Source organism: Burkholderia sp. Ac-20344 (genome assembly GCF_017104975.1).
Lineage (GTDB): Bacteria > Pseudomonadota > Gammaproteobacteria > Burkholderiales > Burkholderiaceae > Burkholderia.
Genome location: NZ_JAAGPP010000194.1, coordinates 1 through 14,045 on the forward strand (window position 1 = coordinate 1; position 14,045 = coordinate 14,045).

General features: G+C 67.5%; 15 protein-coding genes. 11 read left to right on the forward strand and 4 right to left on the reverse strand.

The genetic code is table 11. The annotated features are described in order from the left end of the window. From G3N64_RS35015 to ptsP, 6 genes are all read left to right on the forward strand, one after another. Nucleotides 1-1,332, forward strand: a 1,332-nt coding sequence (locus G3N64_RS35015) for an ammonium transporter (RefSeq protein ID WP_241021362.1), incomplete at its 5' end; no start/stop codon positions are given. A 243-nt stretch (nt 1,333-1,575) separates the two neighbouring features. After that, nucleotides 1,576-2,865, forward strand: coding sequence for a glutamate--cysteine ligase (gene gshA / locus G3N64_RS35020; RefSeq protein WP_011353295.1), 1,290 nt, complete (start codon nt 1,576-1,578; stop codon nt 2,863-2,865). A 26-nt stretch (nt 2,866-2,891) separates the two neighbouring features. Further along, nucleotides 2,892-3,848: a glutathione synthase gene (gene gshB, locus G3N64_RS35025; protein ID WP_205788239.1), complete on the forward strand. Its 957-nt coding sequence runs from the start codon at nt 2,892-2,894 to the stop codon at nt 3,846-3,848. A 230-nt stretch (nt 3,849-4,078) separates the two neighbouring features. Beyond that, a complete protein-coding gene (locus G3N64_RS35030) occupies nt 4,079-4,549 on the forward strand; it encodes a PTS fructose transporter subunit IIA (RefSeq protein ID WP_124474055.1) in 471 nt (156 codons plus the stop codon). Between the two features lie 73 nt (nt 4,550-4,622). Continuing rightward, entirely contained in the window at nt 4,623-4,892 is a 270-nt protein-coding gene (locus G3N64_RS35035; RefSeq protein WP_072437289.1) for an HPr family phosphocarrier protein, read from the forward strand. Nucleotides 4,893-5,093: 201 nt separating this feature from the next. Next, on the forward strand, nt 5,094-6,866 hold the full coding sequence (gene ptsP, locus G3N64_RS35040) for a phosphoenolpyruvate--protein phosphotransferase (RefSeq protein WP_205788240.1): 1,773 nt from the start codon (nt 5,094-5,096) through the stop codon (nt 6,864-6,866). 74 nt (nt 6,867-6,940) lie between these two features. On the opposite strand, the gene G3N64_RS35045 is transcribed toward ptsP, so the two are convergent. The 3 genes from G3N64_RS35045 to gpmA all read right to left on the reverse strand — a co-directional run bounded on the left by G3N64_RS35045 (nt 6,941) and on the right by gpmA (nt 10,359). Beyond that, nucleotides 6,941-7,693, reverse strand: a complete 753-nt coding sequence (locus G3N64_RS35045; RefSeq protein ID WP_205788241.1) for a HesA/MoeB/ThiF family protein — start codon at nt 7,691-7,693, stop codon at nt 6,941-6,943. Nucleotides 7,694-7,798: 105 nt separating this feature from the next. Then, nucleotides 7,799-9,346 carry a S41 family peptidase gene (locus G3N64_RS35050; RefSeq protein ID WP_205788242.1) on the reverse strand — a complete coding sequence of 516 codons (1,548 nt, stop codon included), beginning with the start codon at nt 9,344-9,346 and terminating at the stop codon, nt 7,799-7,801. Between the two features lie 266 nt (nt 9,347-9,612). After that, nucleotides 9,613-10,359, reverse strand: a complete 747-nt coding sequence (gene gpmA, locus G3N64_RS35055; protein ID WP_046544353.1) for a 2,3-diphosphoglycerate-dependent phosphoglycerate mutase — start codon at nt 10,357-10,359, stop codon at nt 9,613-9,615. Between the two features lie 135 nt (nt 10,360-10,494). Here gpmA and G3N64_RS35060 point away from each other — a divergent pair, with 135 nt between their 5' ends. The 5 genes from G3N64_RS35060 to G3N64_RS35080 all read left to right on the forward strand — a co-directional run bounded on the left by G3N64_RS35060 (nt 10,495) and on the right by G3N64_RS35080 (nt 13,408). Then, nucleotides 10,495-10,917, forward strand: a complete 423-nt coding sequence (locus G3N64_RS35060; RefSeq protein ID WP_021164238.1) for a rhodanese-like domain-containing protein — start codon at nt 10,495-10,497, stop codon at nt 10,915-10,917. Further along, a complete protein-coding gene (grxC, locus tag G3N64_RS35065; protein ID WP_205788243.1) occupies nt 10,914-11,174 on the forward strand; it encodes a glutaredoxin 3 in 261 nt (86 codons plus the stop codon). Before G3N64_RS35060 ends, grxC begins: the two co-directional genes overlap by 4 nt. Nucleotides 11,175-11,281: 107 nt before the next feature. Continuing rightward, a complete protein-coding gene (secB, locus tag G3N64_RS35070) occupies nt 11,282-11,764 on the forward strand; it encodes a protein-export chaperone SecB (RefSeq protein WP_011353285.1) in 483 nt (160 codons plus the stop codon). A 25-nt stretch (nt 11,765-11,789) separates the two neighbouring features. Next, nucleotides 11,790-12,788 (forward strand): NAD(P)H-dependent glycerol-3-phosphate dehydrogenase, encoded by a 999-nt coding sequence (locus G3N64_RS35075; protein ID WP_205788244.1) that lies wholly within the window; start codon nt 11,790-11,792, stop codon nt 12,786-12,788. A 95-nt stretch (nt 12,789-12,883) separates the two neighbouring features. Next, on the forward strand, nt 12,884-13,408 hold the full coding sequence (locus G3N64_RS35080) for an O-acetyl-ADP-ribose deacetylase (protein WP_205788245.1): 525 nt from the start codon (nt 12,884-12,886) through the stop codon (nt 13,406-13,408). A 34-nt stretch (nt 13,409-13,442) separates the two neighbouring features. Here the strand turns inward: G3N64_RS35080 and trmL are convergent, their stop codons facing one another. Further along, on the reverse strand, nt 13,443-13,913 hold the full coding sequence (trmL, locus tag G3N64_RS35085) for a tRNA (uridine(34)/cytosine(34)/5-carboxymethylaminomethyluridine(34)-2'-O)-methyltransferase TrmL (RefSeq protein ID WP_205788246.1): 471 nt from the start codon (nt 13,911-13,913) through the stop codon (nt 13,443-13,445). Nucleotides 13,914-14,045: the final 132 nt, after the last annotated feature.

Genomic DNA, 14,045 nt, shown 5'->3' on the forward strand with positions numbered 1-14,045 from the left:
GCCACGGCTGCCGCCGCACCGGCCTCGGGCGCCACCGACGCATCGGCGGCCGCCGCCGCGTCCGCGCCGGCTGCCCCGGCTGCGCCGACCGCCCCGTTCTCGGTCGATTCGTCGAAGATCAGCGCGGGCGACACCGCGTGGATGCTGACGTCCACCGCGCTCGTGCTGTTCATGACGATCCCCGGCCTCGCGCTGTTCTATGCCGGCATGGTCCGCAAGAAGAACGTGCTCGCGACGGTGATGCAGAGCTTCGCGATCACCGCGGTGATCACGGTGCTGTGGACGGTGGTCGGCTACAGCCTCGCGTTCACGCCGGGCAACGGCTTCATCGGCGGCCTGTCGCGTGCGTTCCTGCACGGGATGACCTACATCAAGGGCGACAAGGCCACGACGCTGACCGTCAGCCACCTGGCGACGACGATTCCGGAATCGGTCTACTTCGTCTACCAGATGACGTTCGCGATCATCACGCCGGCCCTGATCTGCGGTGCGTTCGCCGATCGCATGAAGTTCTCGGCGATGCTCGTGTTCATGACGCTCTGGTCGCTGATCGTCTATGTGCCGATCGCGCACATGGTGTGGGAGCCGACCGGCTGGCTGTCGTCGGACGGCGTGCTCGACTTCGCGGGCGGCACGGTGGTGCACATCAACGCCGGTATCGCGGGCCTCGTGTCGTGCCTCGTGCTCGGCAAGCGCGTCGGCTACGGTCGTGAATCGATGGCGCCGCACAACCTCGTGCTGACGATGATCGGCGGCTCGATGCTGTGGGTCGGCTGGTTCGGTTTCAACGCGGGCTCGGCGGTCGCGGCCGACGGCCGTGCCGGCTTCGCGATGCTGACGACGCAAGTCGCGACGGCGTGCGCGGCGCTCGGCTGGATGTTCGCCGAGTGGATCGCCAAGGGCAAGCCGTCGGTGCTCGGCATCGTGTCGGGCGCGGTCGCGGGTCTCGTGGCGATCACGCCGGCAGCCGGCTTCGTCGGCGTGGCGGGCGCGCTCGTGATCGGTATCGCGGCGGGCGTGATCTGCTTCTGGTCGGCGACGTGGCTCAAGTCGAAGCTCGGCTACGACGATTCGCTCGACGCGTTCGGCGTGCACGGCATTGGCGGGATTCTCGGCGCGCTGCTGACCGGCGTGTTCGCGGTCAAGGACATCGGCGGCGCCGACGGCAGCCTGCTGCTGCAGGCAAAGGGCGTGCTGATCACGCTGGTCTACAGCGGCGTGCTGAGCTTCGTGCTGCTGAAGCTGATCGACCTGGCGATCGGCCTGCGCGTGACCGAAGAGGAAGAGCGCGAAGGTCTCGACGTGATCCTGCACGGCGAGCACGTGGAATAAGTCACACGAATCAACGGCGGGCCGCCGCGACGACGGCGCCCGCTCCGAATGAGCGCAGCGACTTCGGCCCGCCCACCCGGCGGGCTTTTTTTCTCCTGCCACCCGCTGCCGTAGCGGATAACCCTTCACTCTATCGGGTCAATAGCCGAAAACTTCCTCCATATCCTTGTGAAGCCGGGAACAATCCCCAAATGGGCAAGGCAATTGCTCTACAATCTTCATTCTCCCGCTCGCGAGTGATTCATGGTTCCCCACCTCGTTACCGCGTTGAACGGTCCGCTGCTCGAACTCGAGCAGAAGATCCTCGACGCGACGCCTGCGATCGAACGCTGGTTCAGGCTCGAATGGCAGGAACACACCCCGCCGTTCTATTGTTCGGTGGACCTGCGCAACGCCGGCTTCAAGCTGGCGCCCGTCGACGCGAACCTGTTTCCCGGCGCGTTCAACAATCTGCCGTCCGAAGTGCTGCCGCTCGCCGTGCAGGCGGCGATGGCCGCGATCGAGAAGATCTGCCCGGACGCGAAGAATCTGCTCGTGATTCCCGAGCTGCCGACCCGCAACGCGTTCTACCTCGAAAACGTCGCACGCCTTGCGACGATCATGCGCCAGGCCGGCCTGAACGTGCGCTTCGGCTCGCTCGACCCGAGCATCACCGACATGACGCCGATCACGCTGGCCGACGGCCAGAAGATCGTGCTCGAACCGCTTGAGCGTTCGCAGCGCCGTCTCGGCCTGAAGAATTTCGACCCGTGCTCGATCCTGCTGAACAACGACCTGTCGGCCGGCATCCCGGCCGTGCTGGAAAACCTGCACGAGCAGTACCTGCTGCCGCCGCTGCACGCGGGCTGGGCCGTGCGCCGCAAGTCGACGCACTTCTCGTGCTACGACGACGTCGCGAAGAAGTTCGCGAAGATGGTCGGCGTCGATCCGTGGATGGTGAATCCGTATTTCGCGCACGTGGAAGGGGTCGACTGGCAGGCGCATGAAGGCGAGCAGGCGCTCGCCGACGCGATCGACGGCGTGCTGAAGAAGATCGCGCGCAAGTACCGCGAATACGGGATCAGCGAGAAGCCGTACGTCGTCGTGAAGGCCGACGCCGGCACGGCGGGGCGCGGCGTGATGACCGTGCACGACGCGGCCGAGATCGGCCGCATGTCGAAGGCCGAGCGCGCGCAGATGGCCGAGTCGAAGGCCGGCCTCGCGGTGCGCGACGTGATCGTGCAGGAAGGCGTGTATACGTTCGAGCGCGTCGGCGACGAAGTCGCGGAGCCCGTCGTGTACATGATCGACCGCTACGTGGTCGGCGGCTTCTACCGCACGCACGCCGGCCGCGAGCGCGACCAGAACCTGAACGCGCCCGGCATGCACTACGTGCCGCTCGGCTTCGAGCACACCGCGCTGCCGGATGCCGGCGCCAAGCCGGGTGCCGCGCCGCCGAACCGTTTCTACATGTACGGCGTCGTCGCGCGGCTGTCGCTGATCGCGTCGTCGATCGAACTGGAAAAGACCGATCCCGAAGCCATCCAGGTGTAACGGACCTTCGCTACGTACAGGACCTCATGGACATTCTCTTTATCGCCGACCCGCTCGAGCGCTTCAAGATCTACAAGGATTCGACCTACGCGATGATGGCCGAGGCGGCGCGGCGCGGGCATGCGGTTTATGCGTGCCAGCCGCACCAGCTCGCGTGGACGGGTTCGGGCGTCGAGGCGGACGTGCAGCGCGTGACGATCGTCGGCGACACGGCCGATCTGCACCGCCATCCGTGGTACGAAGCGGCCGCGCACGAATCCCGTGCGCTGACGTCGTTCGGTGCGGTGCTGATGCGCAAGGATCCGCCGTTCGACATGGAATACGTGACGGCCACGTGGATGCTCGAGCTCGCCGAGCGTGCGGGCGCGCGCGTGTTCAACAAGCCGCAGTCGATCCGCGATCACTCGGAAAAGCTCGCGATCGGCGAGTTTCCGCAATTCGTCGCGCCGACGCTCGTCACGCGCGATGCGGCTCGCCTGCGTGCCTTCCACGCCGAGCATGGCGACGTGATCGTCAAGCCGCTCGACGGGATGGGCGGGATGGGCGTGTTCCGCGTGAAGGCCGACGGGATGAATCTCGGTGCGATCATCGAGATGCTCGGCCACGACGGCACGCGCTCGCTGATGATCCAGAAGTTCATTCCGGAGATCAAGGCAGGCGACAAGCGCATCCTGCTGATTGCGGGCGAGCCGGTGCCGTATTCGCTCGCACGGATTCCGCAGGGCAGCGAGGTGCGCGGCAATCTCGCGGCGGGCGGGCTCGGCGTCGCGCAGCCGCTGACCGCGCACGATCGCGAGATCGCCGAAACGCTCGGCCCGGTGCTCGCGGCGCGCGGGCTGCTGCTGGTCGGCCTCGATGCGATCGGCGACTGGCTGACCGAGGTGAACGTCACGAGCCCGACGTGCTTCCGCGAGATCATGGAGCAGACGGGCTTCGACGTCGCCGCGATGTTCATCGACGCGCTGGAGCGTGCGGCCGCGTAGGCCGTCTCCCGCGCAACCCCGGCGGCGGCCGCGCAGGTCCCCCGTCGCCGGAGCGGTTCGACCGGCCTGCTACAATGCCCGCTTGCCCGGTGCCGCGATCGCGTACCGAAGGCCCGGCGGTCGGGCCGAAACTGTTGCAAGGCTGAACATGGAACGTTTCCCACACTCGCTAAGCTCATTGCCCCGCCGCGGGGTGTCGGCCCGCCAGGGGCGGCCGGGAGCGATCTGACATGGCCGGGATCCTGATCATTGCGCACGCCCCGCTCGCCACCGCGCTGCGGGATTGCATCGCGCACATCTATGGCGGCGTGCCTGCCCGCATCGGCTGTATCGACGTGATGGCGGACAGCGATCCGACCCAGGTGATGGCGTTCGCGCACGCGGAGCTCGCGCGGCTCAGGGAAGAGAACGGCGTGGTCGTGCTGACCGACATGTACGGCGCGACGCCCGCGAACATCGCGGGCCAGCTTGCGAAGCTCGACAACGTGCGCGTGCTGGCGGGCGTGAACCTGCCGATGCTCGTGCGGGCCGTCTGCTACCGTACCGTGCCGCTCGACAAGCTGGTCGACAAGGCGCTGTCCGGCGGTGCGAAGGGTGTCCACGAGGTGTCGGCCGGTACGCCGCCGCCGCCGACCGAAACCGGCTGCGGCCAGTGCGCACCGATTCCGCCCGAACCGCAACCGCGCACCGAATCGCACTGATTTCCCGTTTTCCGTTTTAGACCGCACTGCCGACGCGCGCCGCCGGCGGCCCCGACCGACCCGACCGAGAATCATGCTTCAACAAGAAACCACCATCGTCAACAAATTGGGGCTCCATGCGCGCGCATCGGCCAAGCTTACGCAACTGGCCGGCAACTTCCAGTCGGAAGTCTGGATGACGCGCAACGGGCGCAAGATCAATGCGAAGAGCATCATGGGCGTGATGATGCTGGCGGCGGGCATCGGCAGCACCGTGACGATCGAGACCGAAGGGGCCGACGAGCGGGAAGCGATGGACGCGCTGTTGAAGCTGATCGCGGACAAGTTCGGCGAAGGCCAGTGATCCCCGCGCGGGATCGTTGCCGTTTCCAGTCAGAATGCCGCGGATTCCGCGGCATTTTTTTCGCCGGAAGCATTGATGCGGAATGCGCAATGCTGCGGTGCATGCAGCCAGCGGGGAGTCGCGGAATTTATAATCGCTAACCGGGGTCATAAGCGCATCGCAGCAGTGTGCCGCGGCTTTACTTGTATAGAGGAGGTGCGCGTGTCCTTCACGCTGCATGGCATTCCCGTCTCACGTGGTATCGCGATCGGGCGAGCGTACCTGATCGCGCCGGCGGCGCTCGACGTCGCCCATTACCTGATCGACGCAAACCAGATCGACGCCGAGGTCGAGCGCTTCCGCACGGCGCTCGAGGCCGTGCATCACGAACTCGAAGCGCTGCGCGCCGACCTGGCCGACGACACGCCGAGCGAAGTCGGCGCATTCATCGACGTCCACGCGATGATCCTGAGCGACGAGATGCTCGTGCAGGAAACCATCGACCTGATCCGCACGCGCCGCTACAACGTCGAGTGGGCGCTGACCGAGCAGCTCGAGCTGCTCACGCGCCACTTCGACGACATCGAGGACGAATACCTGCGCGAGCGCAAGGCCGACATCGAGCAGGTGGTCGAGCGCGTGCTGAAGGCGCTCGCCGGCGCACCGTCCGCGTCGCAGGCGCTCGACCGCGCGGCCAAGAACGGCACGAACGAGATGATCGTCGTCGCGCACGACATCGCGCCGGCCGACATGATGCAGTTCAAGTCGCAGTCGTTCCAGGCGTTCGTCACCGACCTCGGCGGGCGCACGTCGCACACGGCGATCGTCGCGCGCAGCCTCGGCATTCCGGCCGCGGTCGGCGTGCAGCACGCGAGCGCATTGATCCGCCAGGACGACCTGATCATCGTCGACGGCGACCAGGGCATCGTGATCGTCGATCCGGCGCCGATCGTCCTCGAGGAATATTCGTACCGGCAGTCCGAGAAGCTGCTGGAGCAACGCAAGCTGCAGCGGCTGAAGTTCTCGCCGACGCAAACGTTGTGCGGCACGAAGATCGACCTGTACGCGAACATCGAGCTGCCCGACGACGCGAAGGCGGCCGTCGAGGCCGGCGCGGTCGGCGTCGGGCTGTTCCGTTCCGAGTTCCTGTTCATGCATCAGAAGGAGATGCCGGAGGAGGAGGAGCAGTTCGCCGCGTACAAGCGGGCCGTCGAGTGGATGAAGGGCATGCCGGTGACGATCCGCACGATCGACGTCGGCGCGGACAAGCCGCTCGAGGCGCTCGACGAAGGCTACGAGACGGCGCCGAACCCCGCGCTCGGCCTGCGCGCGATCCGCTGGAGCCTGTCCGAGCCGCAGATGTTCCTCACGCAGTTGCGTGCGATCCTGCGCGCGTCCGCGTTCGGCCAGGTGAAGATCCTGATCCCGATGCTCGCGCACGCGCAGGAGATCGACCAGACGCTCGACCTGATCCGCGAGGCGAAGCGCCAGCTCGACGACGCGGGGCTCGCGTACGATCCGAACGTGCGCATCGGCGCGATGATCGAGATCCCGGCCGCGGCGATCGCGCTGCCGCTGTTCCTGAAGCGGTTCGATTTCCTGTCGATCGGCACGAACGACCTGATCCAGTACACGCTCGCGATCGACCGCGCCGACAACGCGGTCGCGCACCTGTACGACCCGCTGCATCCGGCCGTGCTGCACCTGATCGCCTATACGTTGCGCGAAGCGAAGCGCGCGGGCGTGTCCGTGTCGGTGTGCGGGGAAATGGCCGGCGATCCTGCGCTCACGCGCCTGTTGCTCGGGATGGGGCTCACCGAGTTCTCGATGCACCCGAGCCAGCTGCTCGTCGTGAAGCAGGAGATCCTGCGTGCGCACCTGAAGGCGCTCGAAAAGCCGACGGCCGACGTGCTCGCCGCGTTCGAGCCGGAGGAAGTGCAGGCCGCGCTGCAGCGCCTGTCGGTCGCCGAGCCGCGCGCGGACGCGGCCGCGTAGGCGCCCGCGGCGCCGCTAAAACCGTAGCGAAGTGTCACCCGCGCATGCGCCGCCCGGCGCGTGCCCGTCGCGCGTCAGTGCCGGCCCCCGCACACGGGGCAGTCGTCCTGGCGCGCGATCTTCATCGTCGTCCATTCCATCCGCAGCGAATCGAGCATCATCAGCCGCCCGTTGAGCGTCTTGCCGATGCCGCCGATCACGCGCAGCGCCTCGGCGGCCTGCATCGCGCCGATGATCCCGACCGTCGGCGCGAACACGCCCATCGTCGCGCACGCGACTTCCTCGAACGGCTGGTCTTCCGGAAACACGCATGCATAGCAGGGCGCGGCCGGGTCGCGGAAATCGAACGTGCTGATCTGGCCGTCGAAGCGCAACGCGGCGCCCGATACGAGCGGCACGCCGTGCGCGACGCACGCGCGGTTGATCGCGTGCCGTGTCGCGAAGTTGTCGGTGCAGTCGAGCACGACGGTCGCGCGCGGCACGTGCGCGTCGAGCCACGCATCGTCGACGCGCTCGGCGACCGCGTGCACCGTTACCTCGGGGTTCAGTTGCGCGAGCGCGTCGCGCCCCGATTCGACCTTGCTGCGGCCGACCGATGCCGTCACGTGCAGGATCTGCCGCTGCAGGTTCGTGAGGTCGACCGTGTCGGCGTCGACGAGCGTGATCGTGCCGACGCCCGATGCCGCGAGGTACATCGCAGCGGGCGAGCCGAGGCCGCCCGCGCCGACGACGATCGCATGCGCATCGAGAAAGCGCTGCTGCGCCTCGATGCCGATTTCGTCGACGAGGATGTGACGGGAGTAGCGAAGGAGTTGATCGTCGTTCATGGGGAATCGTGGGCGAGGCGGGCGGTCGTGTCGTTATTTTAGGCGCGCATGAAAAACGGGCCATCGCGGTCTTCCCGCGATGGCCCGTCGGATGCCGGCCGGCGCTTACTTCGGCGCCGACGCGGGCTTCGGTGCGGAAGCCGGCTTCGCGCTGGCGCCCGATGCCTTCGAGGCCGCCGCAGCCTTGCCGGACGGGCTCTTCGTGCTCTCGGCGAGCAGCGACTTCGATTCCTGCACCGGCTTGCCTTCGAGCTTGTTGAGCGCCTGCTGCATCATGAAGTCGTCGGCGCTGCCGAACTCGATCGGCTTGCGATCGCGATCCTTCTGGCGTTGCTCCGGCGTCTTCTTGTCGTTCTGCTCTTCAAGAATGCGCAGCTGATCCATCCGGCGCTGCTCGCGCTCTTCCTGTTCCTTCTTCTCGTTCGGGTCCTGCGTGTTCGCGAGGTGGTTCGTGTAGTCGACCTCGCGCGTCACGAGCACGTCGTCCGGATCGCCGTCCGCGTACTGATCGACCGGCACGTCGGGCGTGATGCCCTTGTTCTGGATCGAACGGCCGCTCGGCGTGTAGTAGTACGCGGTGGTCAGGCGCAGCGCGGTGTCGGCCGTCATCGGGCGGACCGTCTGCACCGAACCCTTGCCGAACGTCGTCTTGCCCATGATCTGCGCGCGCTTCGAATCCTGCAGCGCACCGGCGACGATTTCCGACGCGGACGCCGAATAGGCGTTCGTCAGCACGATCATCGGCACCGTCTTGAAGACCGGCGGCAGGTTCTTCAGCGGATCGCCGTCGAAGGACGGCAGGCGATAGTTGTCGTACGTATCGCGGTAGACCTGCTTCGAATCGGCGATCTGGCCGTTGGTCGACACGACGACGGAGTCGGGCGGCAGGAACGCGCCGGCCACGCCGACCGCGCTCTGCAGCAGGCCGCCGCCGTTGTTGCGCAGGTCGAGGACGAGGCCCTTCAGGTTCGGCTGCTGGCGCGCGATGTCCTGCAGCTTCGCGGCGAGATCGGGCGTCGTGCGCTCCTGGAAGCTCGTGATGCGGACATACGCATAGCCCGGATCGAGGATCTTCATCTTCACGCTCTGGACCTTGATGATCGCGCGCGTGACCGTGACCGGGAACGTGCGGTCGTCGCTCTTGCGGAAGATCGTCAGCGTGACCTTGGTGCCCGGCTCGCCGCGCATCTGCTTGACGGCCTTGTCGAGCGTCATGCCGCGCACCGGCTTGTCGTTGATGCGGGTGATCAGGTCGCCCGGACGGATGCCGGCGCGGAATGCCGGGGTATCCTCGATCGGCGAGATCACCTTGACGAGGCCGTCTTCCTGCGAGATCTCGATGCCGAGACCCGCGAAGCGGCCCTTCGTCTGCTCCTGCAGCTCGTCATAGTCGGTCTTGTCGAGGAACGACGAGTGCGGGTCGAGGCTCGACACCATGCCCTTGATCGCGGCCGTCAGCAGCTTCTTGTCGTCGACCGGTTCGACGTACTCGCGCTTGATCTGTCCGAAGACTTCCGCGAACAGGCGGAGCTGGTCGAGGGGAAGCGGCGCCGTGGCGGTCTGCTCGGCCGATGCGGAAACCTGCAGCGTGGCGAACACGCCCGTGGCGAGGCCCGCGGCAATCAGGCCGATGTTCTTCAATTTCATTCGCATAGAGATCTGGTGCGGTCGGGAAGCGCGTGGCGGTAGCGGGGATGGAGCGGACAAGTATAACTGTTCGTCCGATAACTCAGTGGAACGGCGCGAAAAGCGTCGAATGGGCCCGGAGAAGGCCCGGCGGGGCGCCGCCGGACGCGCTGAGGGTTCGAAAGCGGATTCGACAGCGCCCGGGGCGCGAAGGTTCGCGCGGTATGCCGGGCAAGCGCCGGGGCCGGGCACGCCGCGCCGGGCGCGGCCCACCGGCGCCCGGCCGACAGGCGTCAGCCCGCCTTGCCCTGCTTCGCGACAGCGGCCTGCGCCTGCGCGATCGCGTCCTGGTCGCCGAGGTAATAATGCGTGATCGGCTTCAGGTTCTCGTCGAGTTCATACACGAGCGGCACGCCGTTCGGGATGTTCAGGCCGACGATGTCGCTGTCCGAGATGCCGTCGAGGTACTTGATCAGCGCGCGCAGCGAGTTGCCGTGCGCGGCGATCAGCACCTGCTTGCCGGCGCGGACCGCCGGGGCGATCGACTCGTTCCACAGCGGCAGCACGCGCGCGACCGTGTCCTTCAGGCACTCGGTGAGCGGCAGCTGCTCGCGCGGCACCTTCGCATAGCGCGGGTCGTTGAACGGCGCGCGTTCGTCGGTCGGTTCGAGCGCGGGCGGCGGCGTGTCGTAGCTGCGGCGCCACACGAGCACCTGGTCGTCGCCGAACTTCGCAGCCGTTTCCGCCTTGTTCAGGCCCGACAGCGCGCCGTAGTGGCGCTCGTTCAGGCGCCACGAGTGGACGACCGGCAGGTACATGAGATCCATCTTGTCCTGCACGTGCCACAGCGTGCGGATCGCGCGCTTGAGCACCGACGTGTACGCGATGTCGAACGTGTAGCCGGCCTCCTTGAGCAATTCGCCGGCCTGGTAGGCCTCGTTGCGACCCTGTTCGGTCAGGTCGACGTCGACCCAGCCGGTGAAGCGGTTTTCCTTGTTCCACGTCGATTCGCCGTGGCGGATGAGAACGAGTTTGTACATGGATCTTGCGGTCGGTAGTGAAGGAAGCGGTGGCGCGTCGTGCAGGACCCGACCCGGGCCCGCCATCGCGCGAGTCGGTTATTTTATAATGCCGGGATTGTCCTCATCCGATTTCTCTTTTTCCGGCGGAATTCCGTGACGTTCTTTACCGATTACACCAACCTGGCCCTTATCGCGATCCTGGTGGTATCCGGCGGCCTGCTGGCCTGGCCCGCGCTGCGCCGCGGCCGCGGCGGCCTGTCGGCCGCAGAGGCGACGCAACTCATCAACCGCCGCAACGCGGTCGTGATCGACGTGCGCGCCGCATCCGATTTCGCCGCCGGCCACCTGCCGTCGGCGCGTCAGGTCGCGGCGGGCGAGATCGGTGCGAAGATCGCGCAGGTTGCGAAGAACAAGAGCACGCCGGTGCTGCTCGTCTGCCAGAATGGCCAGCAGTCGCAGAAGGCGGCGCGCGAGGTCGAGGCGGCGGGCTACGCCGAGGTGCACGTGCTCGAGGGCGGCGTGGCCGCCTGGCAGCAGGCCGGGATGCCGGTCGTCAAACAAGGAGTGGCGAAGTGAACAAGGTTTTGATGTACAGCACGCAGGTGTGTCCGTATTGCATCCAGGCCGAGCGCCTGCTGAAGCTGCGCGGTGTCGAGCAGATCGAGAAGGTGCTGATCGACCGCGATCCGGCCCGCCGCGACGAAATGATGACGCGCACGGGGCGCCGCACGGTGCCGCAGATCTATATCGGCGACACGCACGTCGGCGGCTACGACGATCTGTCGAAGCTCGACCGCGAAGGCGGGCTCGCCCCGCTTCTGCAAGCGGCCTGATTAGGGCAGAATGGCCGCCGGCCGCGCCGCGGCTTGGGCGCGCAGGATTCATCCGTGGCGGCCGGCGAGAAGCCGGGCCGCCCCGTCACCACTTTTAGGGAAACACCATGTCCGACGTCGAAAACCAACCGTTCTTCAACATCCAGCGCGTCTACCTGAAGGATATGTCGCTCGAGCAGCCGAATTCGCCGGCGATCTTCCTCGAGCAGGACATGCCGTCGGTTGAAGTCGAAGTCGACGTCAAGGCCGACCGCCTCGCGGAAAGCGTGTTCGAAGTCGTCGTGTCGGGCACCGTCACCGCGAAGGTGAAGGACAAGGTCGCGTTCCTGATCGAAGCGAAGCAGGCCGGCATTTTCGACATTCGCAACATTCCGGACGAACAGCTCGACCCGCTCGTCGGCATCGCATGCCCGACGATCCTGTTCCCGTACCTGCGTTCGAACATCGCCGACGCGATCACGCGCGCGGGCTTCCCGCCGATCCACCTGGCGGAAATCAACTTCCAGGCGCTGTACGAACAGCGTCTCGCGCAGCTTCAGCAGCAGGCTGGCGCCGCAGCCGGCGCGCCGAACGGCACGACGCTGAACTGACGTTTCACTCGGACCGGTGCTGGGTATGAAAGTAGCCGTTCTCGGCGCCGGTGCCTGGGGCACCGCGCTCGCGGGCCATCTGGCCGCGCGGCACGACACGCTTCTGTGGGCGCGCGACGCCGCGCTCATCGCCGGGCTGCAGGCCCGGCACGAAAATTCCCGCTATCTGGGCGGCATCGCGCTGCCTGACGCATTGCGCTACGACGCCGATCTCGGCGCCGCGCTCGCGCACGGCGCCGCGGACGATGCACTGTGCGTGATCGCCGCGCCGGTGGCCGGGCTGCGCACGCTGTGTCACGCGATGCGCGACGCCGGCTGCGTGCCCGCGCATGTCGTCTGGGTCTGCAAGGGCTTCGAGGCCGACACGCATCTGCTGCCGCATCAGGTGATCGCGGCCGAACTGCCCGAACAGCACAGCAACGGGGTGCTGTCGGGGCCGAGCTTCGCACGCGAGGTCGGGCAGTCGCTGCCGGTCGCGCTGACGGTGGCGAGCACGTCCGCCGAATGCCGCGAGCGCACGCTCGCCGCGTTCCACCACGGCGCGATGCGGATTTATACAGGCGACGACGTGGTCGGCGTCGAGGTCGGCGGCGCAGTGAAGAACGTGCTCGCGATTGCGACCGGCATCTCCGACGGCCTCGGTCTCGGGCTGAACGCGCGCGCCGCACTGATTACACGCGGTCTCGCCGAAATGTCGCGGCTCGGCGTCGCGCTCGGCGGCCGGGCGGAAACCTTCACGGGCCTCACGGGCCTCGGCGACCTGATCCTCACTGCAACCGGCGACTTGTCGCGCAACCGCACGGTCGGCCTGCAACTGGCGGCCGGCCGCACGCTGAACGATATCCTCGGCGCGCTCGGTCACGTGGCCGAAGGCGTACGCTGTGCGCAGGCCGTGCTGGCCATCGCACGCGCGCAGTCGATCGAAATGCCGATCACCGAAGCCGTGTGCGGCGTGCTGTTCGACGGCATCGCGCCGCGCGACGCCGTCAGCGGCCTGCTGCGGCGCGACGCGCGCGCCGAGTAGCGCGGCCCGGCGCCGCCTGGCGCCGTATTCGCATCGGGCACGCGGCGTCAAAGCGCGCTACGCTTGAACAGTCTCCGGCGTTCCGGGAGGTTGTCATGCTGCAGCTCCATTCCACTACGCTCGATGCGCAGGTCGTCGACATCACGACGCTCGATGTCGACGCGATCGTCAACGCCGCGAACGGCTCGCTGCTCGGCGGGGGCGGCGTCGACGGCGCGATCCACCGCGCGGCCGGCCCCGGCCTGCTTGCCGAATGCCGTACGCTCGGCGGCTGCGAGACCGGCGACGCCAAGCTCACGCGCGGCCACGGGCTGCCGGCGCGCTACGTGATCCACGCGGTCGGGCCCGTGTGGCAAGGCGGCGGGCGCGGCGAGGCCGACCTGCTCGCGTCGTGCTACCGGCGCGCGATCGAGCTGGCCGAGGAGGTCGCGGCGACGTCGATCGCGTTCCCGGCGATCAGCTGCGGCATCTATCGCTATCCGGCAGAGGAAGCCGTCGACATCGCGGTGGGCACCGTCGCCGAAATGCTGCCGCAGGCGCCCAACCTCGCACGCGTGGTGTTCGCGTGCTTTTCTCCCGACATCTACGACCTGTATCGCGCACGGCTCGCGCGGACGTGACGCGTCCCGCGGTGCGGGCTGCGCCGCGCAAGCGTCATGCGCCGCCTTCGAAGCCGGCCTGGCGCCACGCCTCGAACACGACCACCGCGACCGTGTTCGACAGGTTCAGGCTGCGATTGTCCGGCCGCATCGGCAGGCGCACGCGCTGTTCGTTCGGGAAGCGCTCGAGCAGCTCGGCGGGCAGGCCGCGCGTTTCCGAGCCGAACACGAACCAGTCGCCGGGCAGGAACGCATGATCGTGGAAGCGGCCCGAGCCGCGCGTCGTGAACGCGAACATCCGCGCGGGATCGGGCGCTTCTGCCGCGACGAACGCGTCCCAGTCGCGATGCACGCGCATCTGCGCATACTCGTGATAGTCGAGGCCCGCGCGGCGCATGCGCGCGTCGTCGAGCGGGAAGCCGAGCGGCTCGATCAGGTGCAGGCGCACGCCCGTGTTGGCGCACAGGCGGATCACGTTGCCGGTGTTCGGCGGAATTTCGGGGGCGACGAGGACGACGTTGAACATGTTTCGGTCTGGCTGGGCCGGCCGGGGCGGCGCAACGCGCGCGCCCGGCCGGCCGGTTCGTGGCGGCCGCCGCCGTGCTCGGGCGGCTGGCCTCTCTAACTAATTAATCCCTGGCGGTGCGCAGCGCAACCA

Excerpts from the sequence above, each read along its gene's own strand:
- G3N64_RS35030 (WP_124474055.1), top strand. The coding sequence starts at position 4,079 with ATGGCCGGGATCCTGATCATTGCGCACGCCCCGCTCGCCACCGCGCTG.
- G3N64_RS35075 (WP_205788244.1), top strand. The coding sequence starts at position 11,790 with ATGAAAGTAGCCGTTCTCGGCGCCGGTGCCTGGGGCACCGCGCTCGCG.
- G3N64_RS35080 (WP_205788245.1), top strand. The coding sequence starts at position 12,884 with ATGCTGCAGCTCCATTCCACTACGCTCGATGCGCAGGTCGTCGACATC.
- gpmA (WP_046544353.1), bottom strand. The coding sequence starts at position 10,359 with ATGTACAAACTCGTTCTCATCCGCCACGGCGAATCGACGTGGAACAAG.
- G3N64_RS35045 (WP_205788241.1), bottom strand. The coding sequence starts at position 7,693 with ATGAACGACGATCAACTCCTTCGCTACTCCCGTCACATCCTCGTCGAC.
- gshB (WP_205788239.1), top strand. The coding sequence starts at position 2,892 with ATGGACATTCTCTTTATCGCCGACCCGCTCGAGCGCTTCAAGATCTAC.
- secB (WP_011353285.1), top strand. The coding sequence starts at position 11,282 with ATGTCCGACGTCGAAAACCAACCGTTCTTCAACATCCAGCGCGTCTAC.
- gshA (WP_011353295.1), top strand. The coding sequence starts at position 1,576 with ATGGTTCCCCACCTCGTTACCGCGTTGAACGGTCCGCTGCTCGAACTC.
- G3N64_RS35050 (WP_205788242.1), bottom strand. The coding sequence starts at position 9,346 with ATGCGAATGAAATTGAAGAACATCGGCCTGATTGCCGCGGGCCTCGCC.
- trmL (WP_205788246.1), bottom strand. The coding sequence starts at position 13,913 with ATGTTCAACGTCGTCCTCGTCGCCCCCGAAATTCCGCCGAACACCGGC.
- G3N64_RS35035 (WP_072437289.1), top strand. The coding sequence starts at position 4,623 with ATGCTTCAACAAGAAACCACCATCGTCAACAAATTGGGGCTCCATGCG.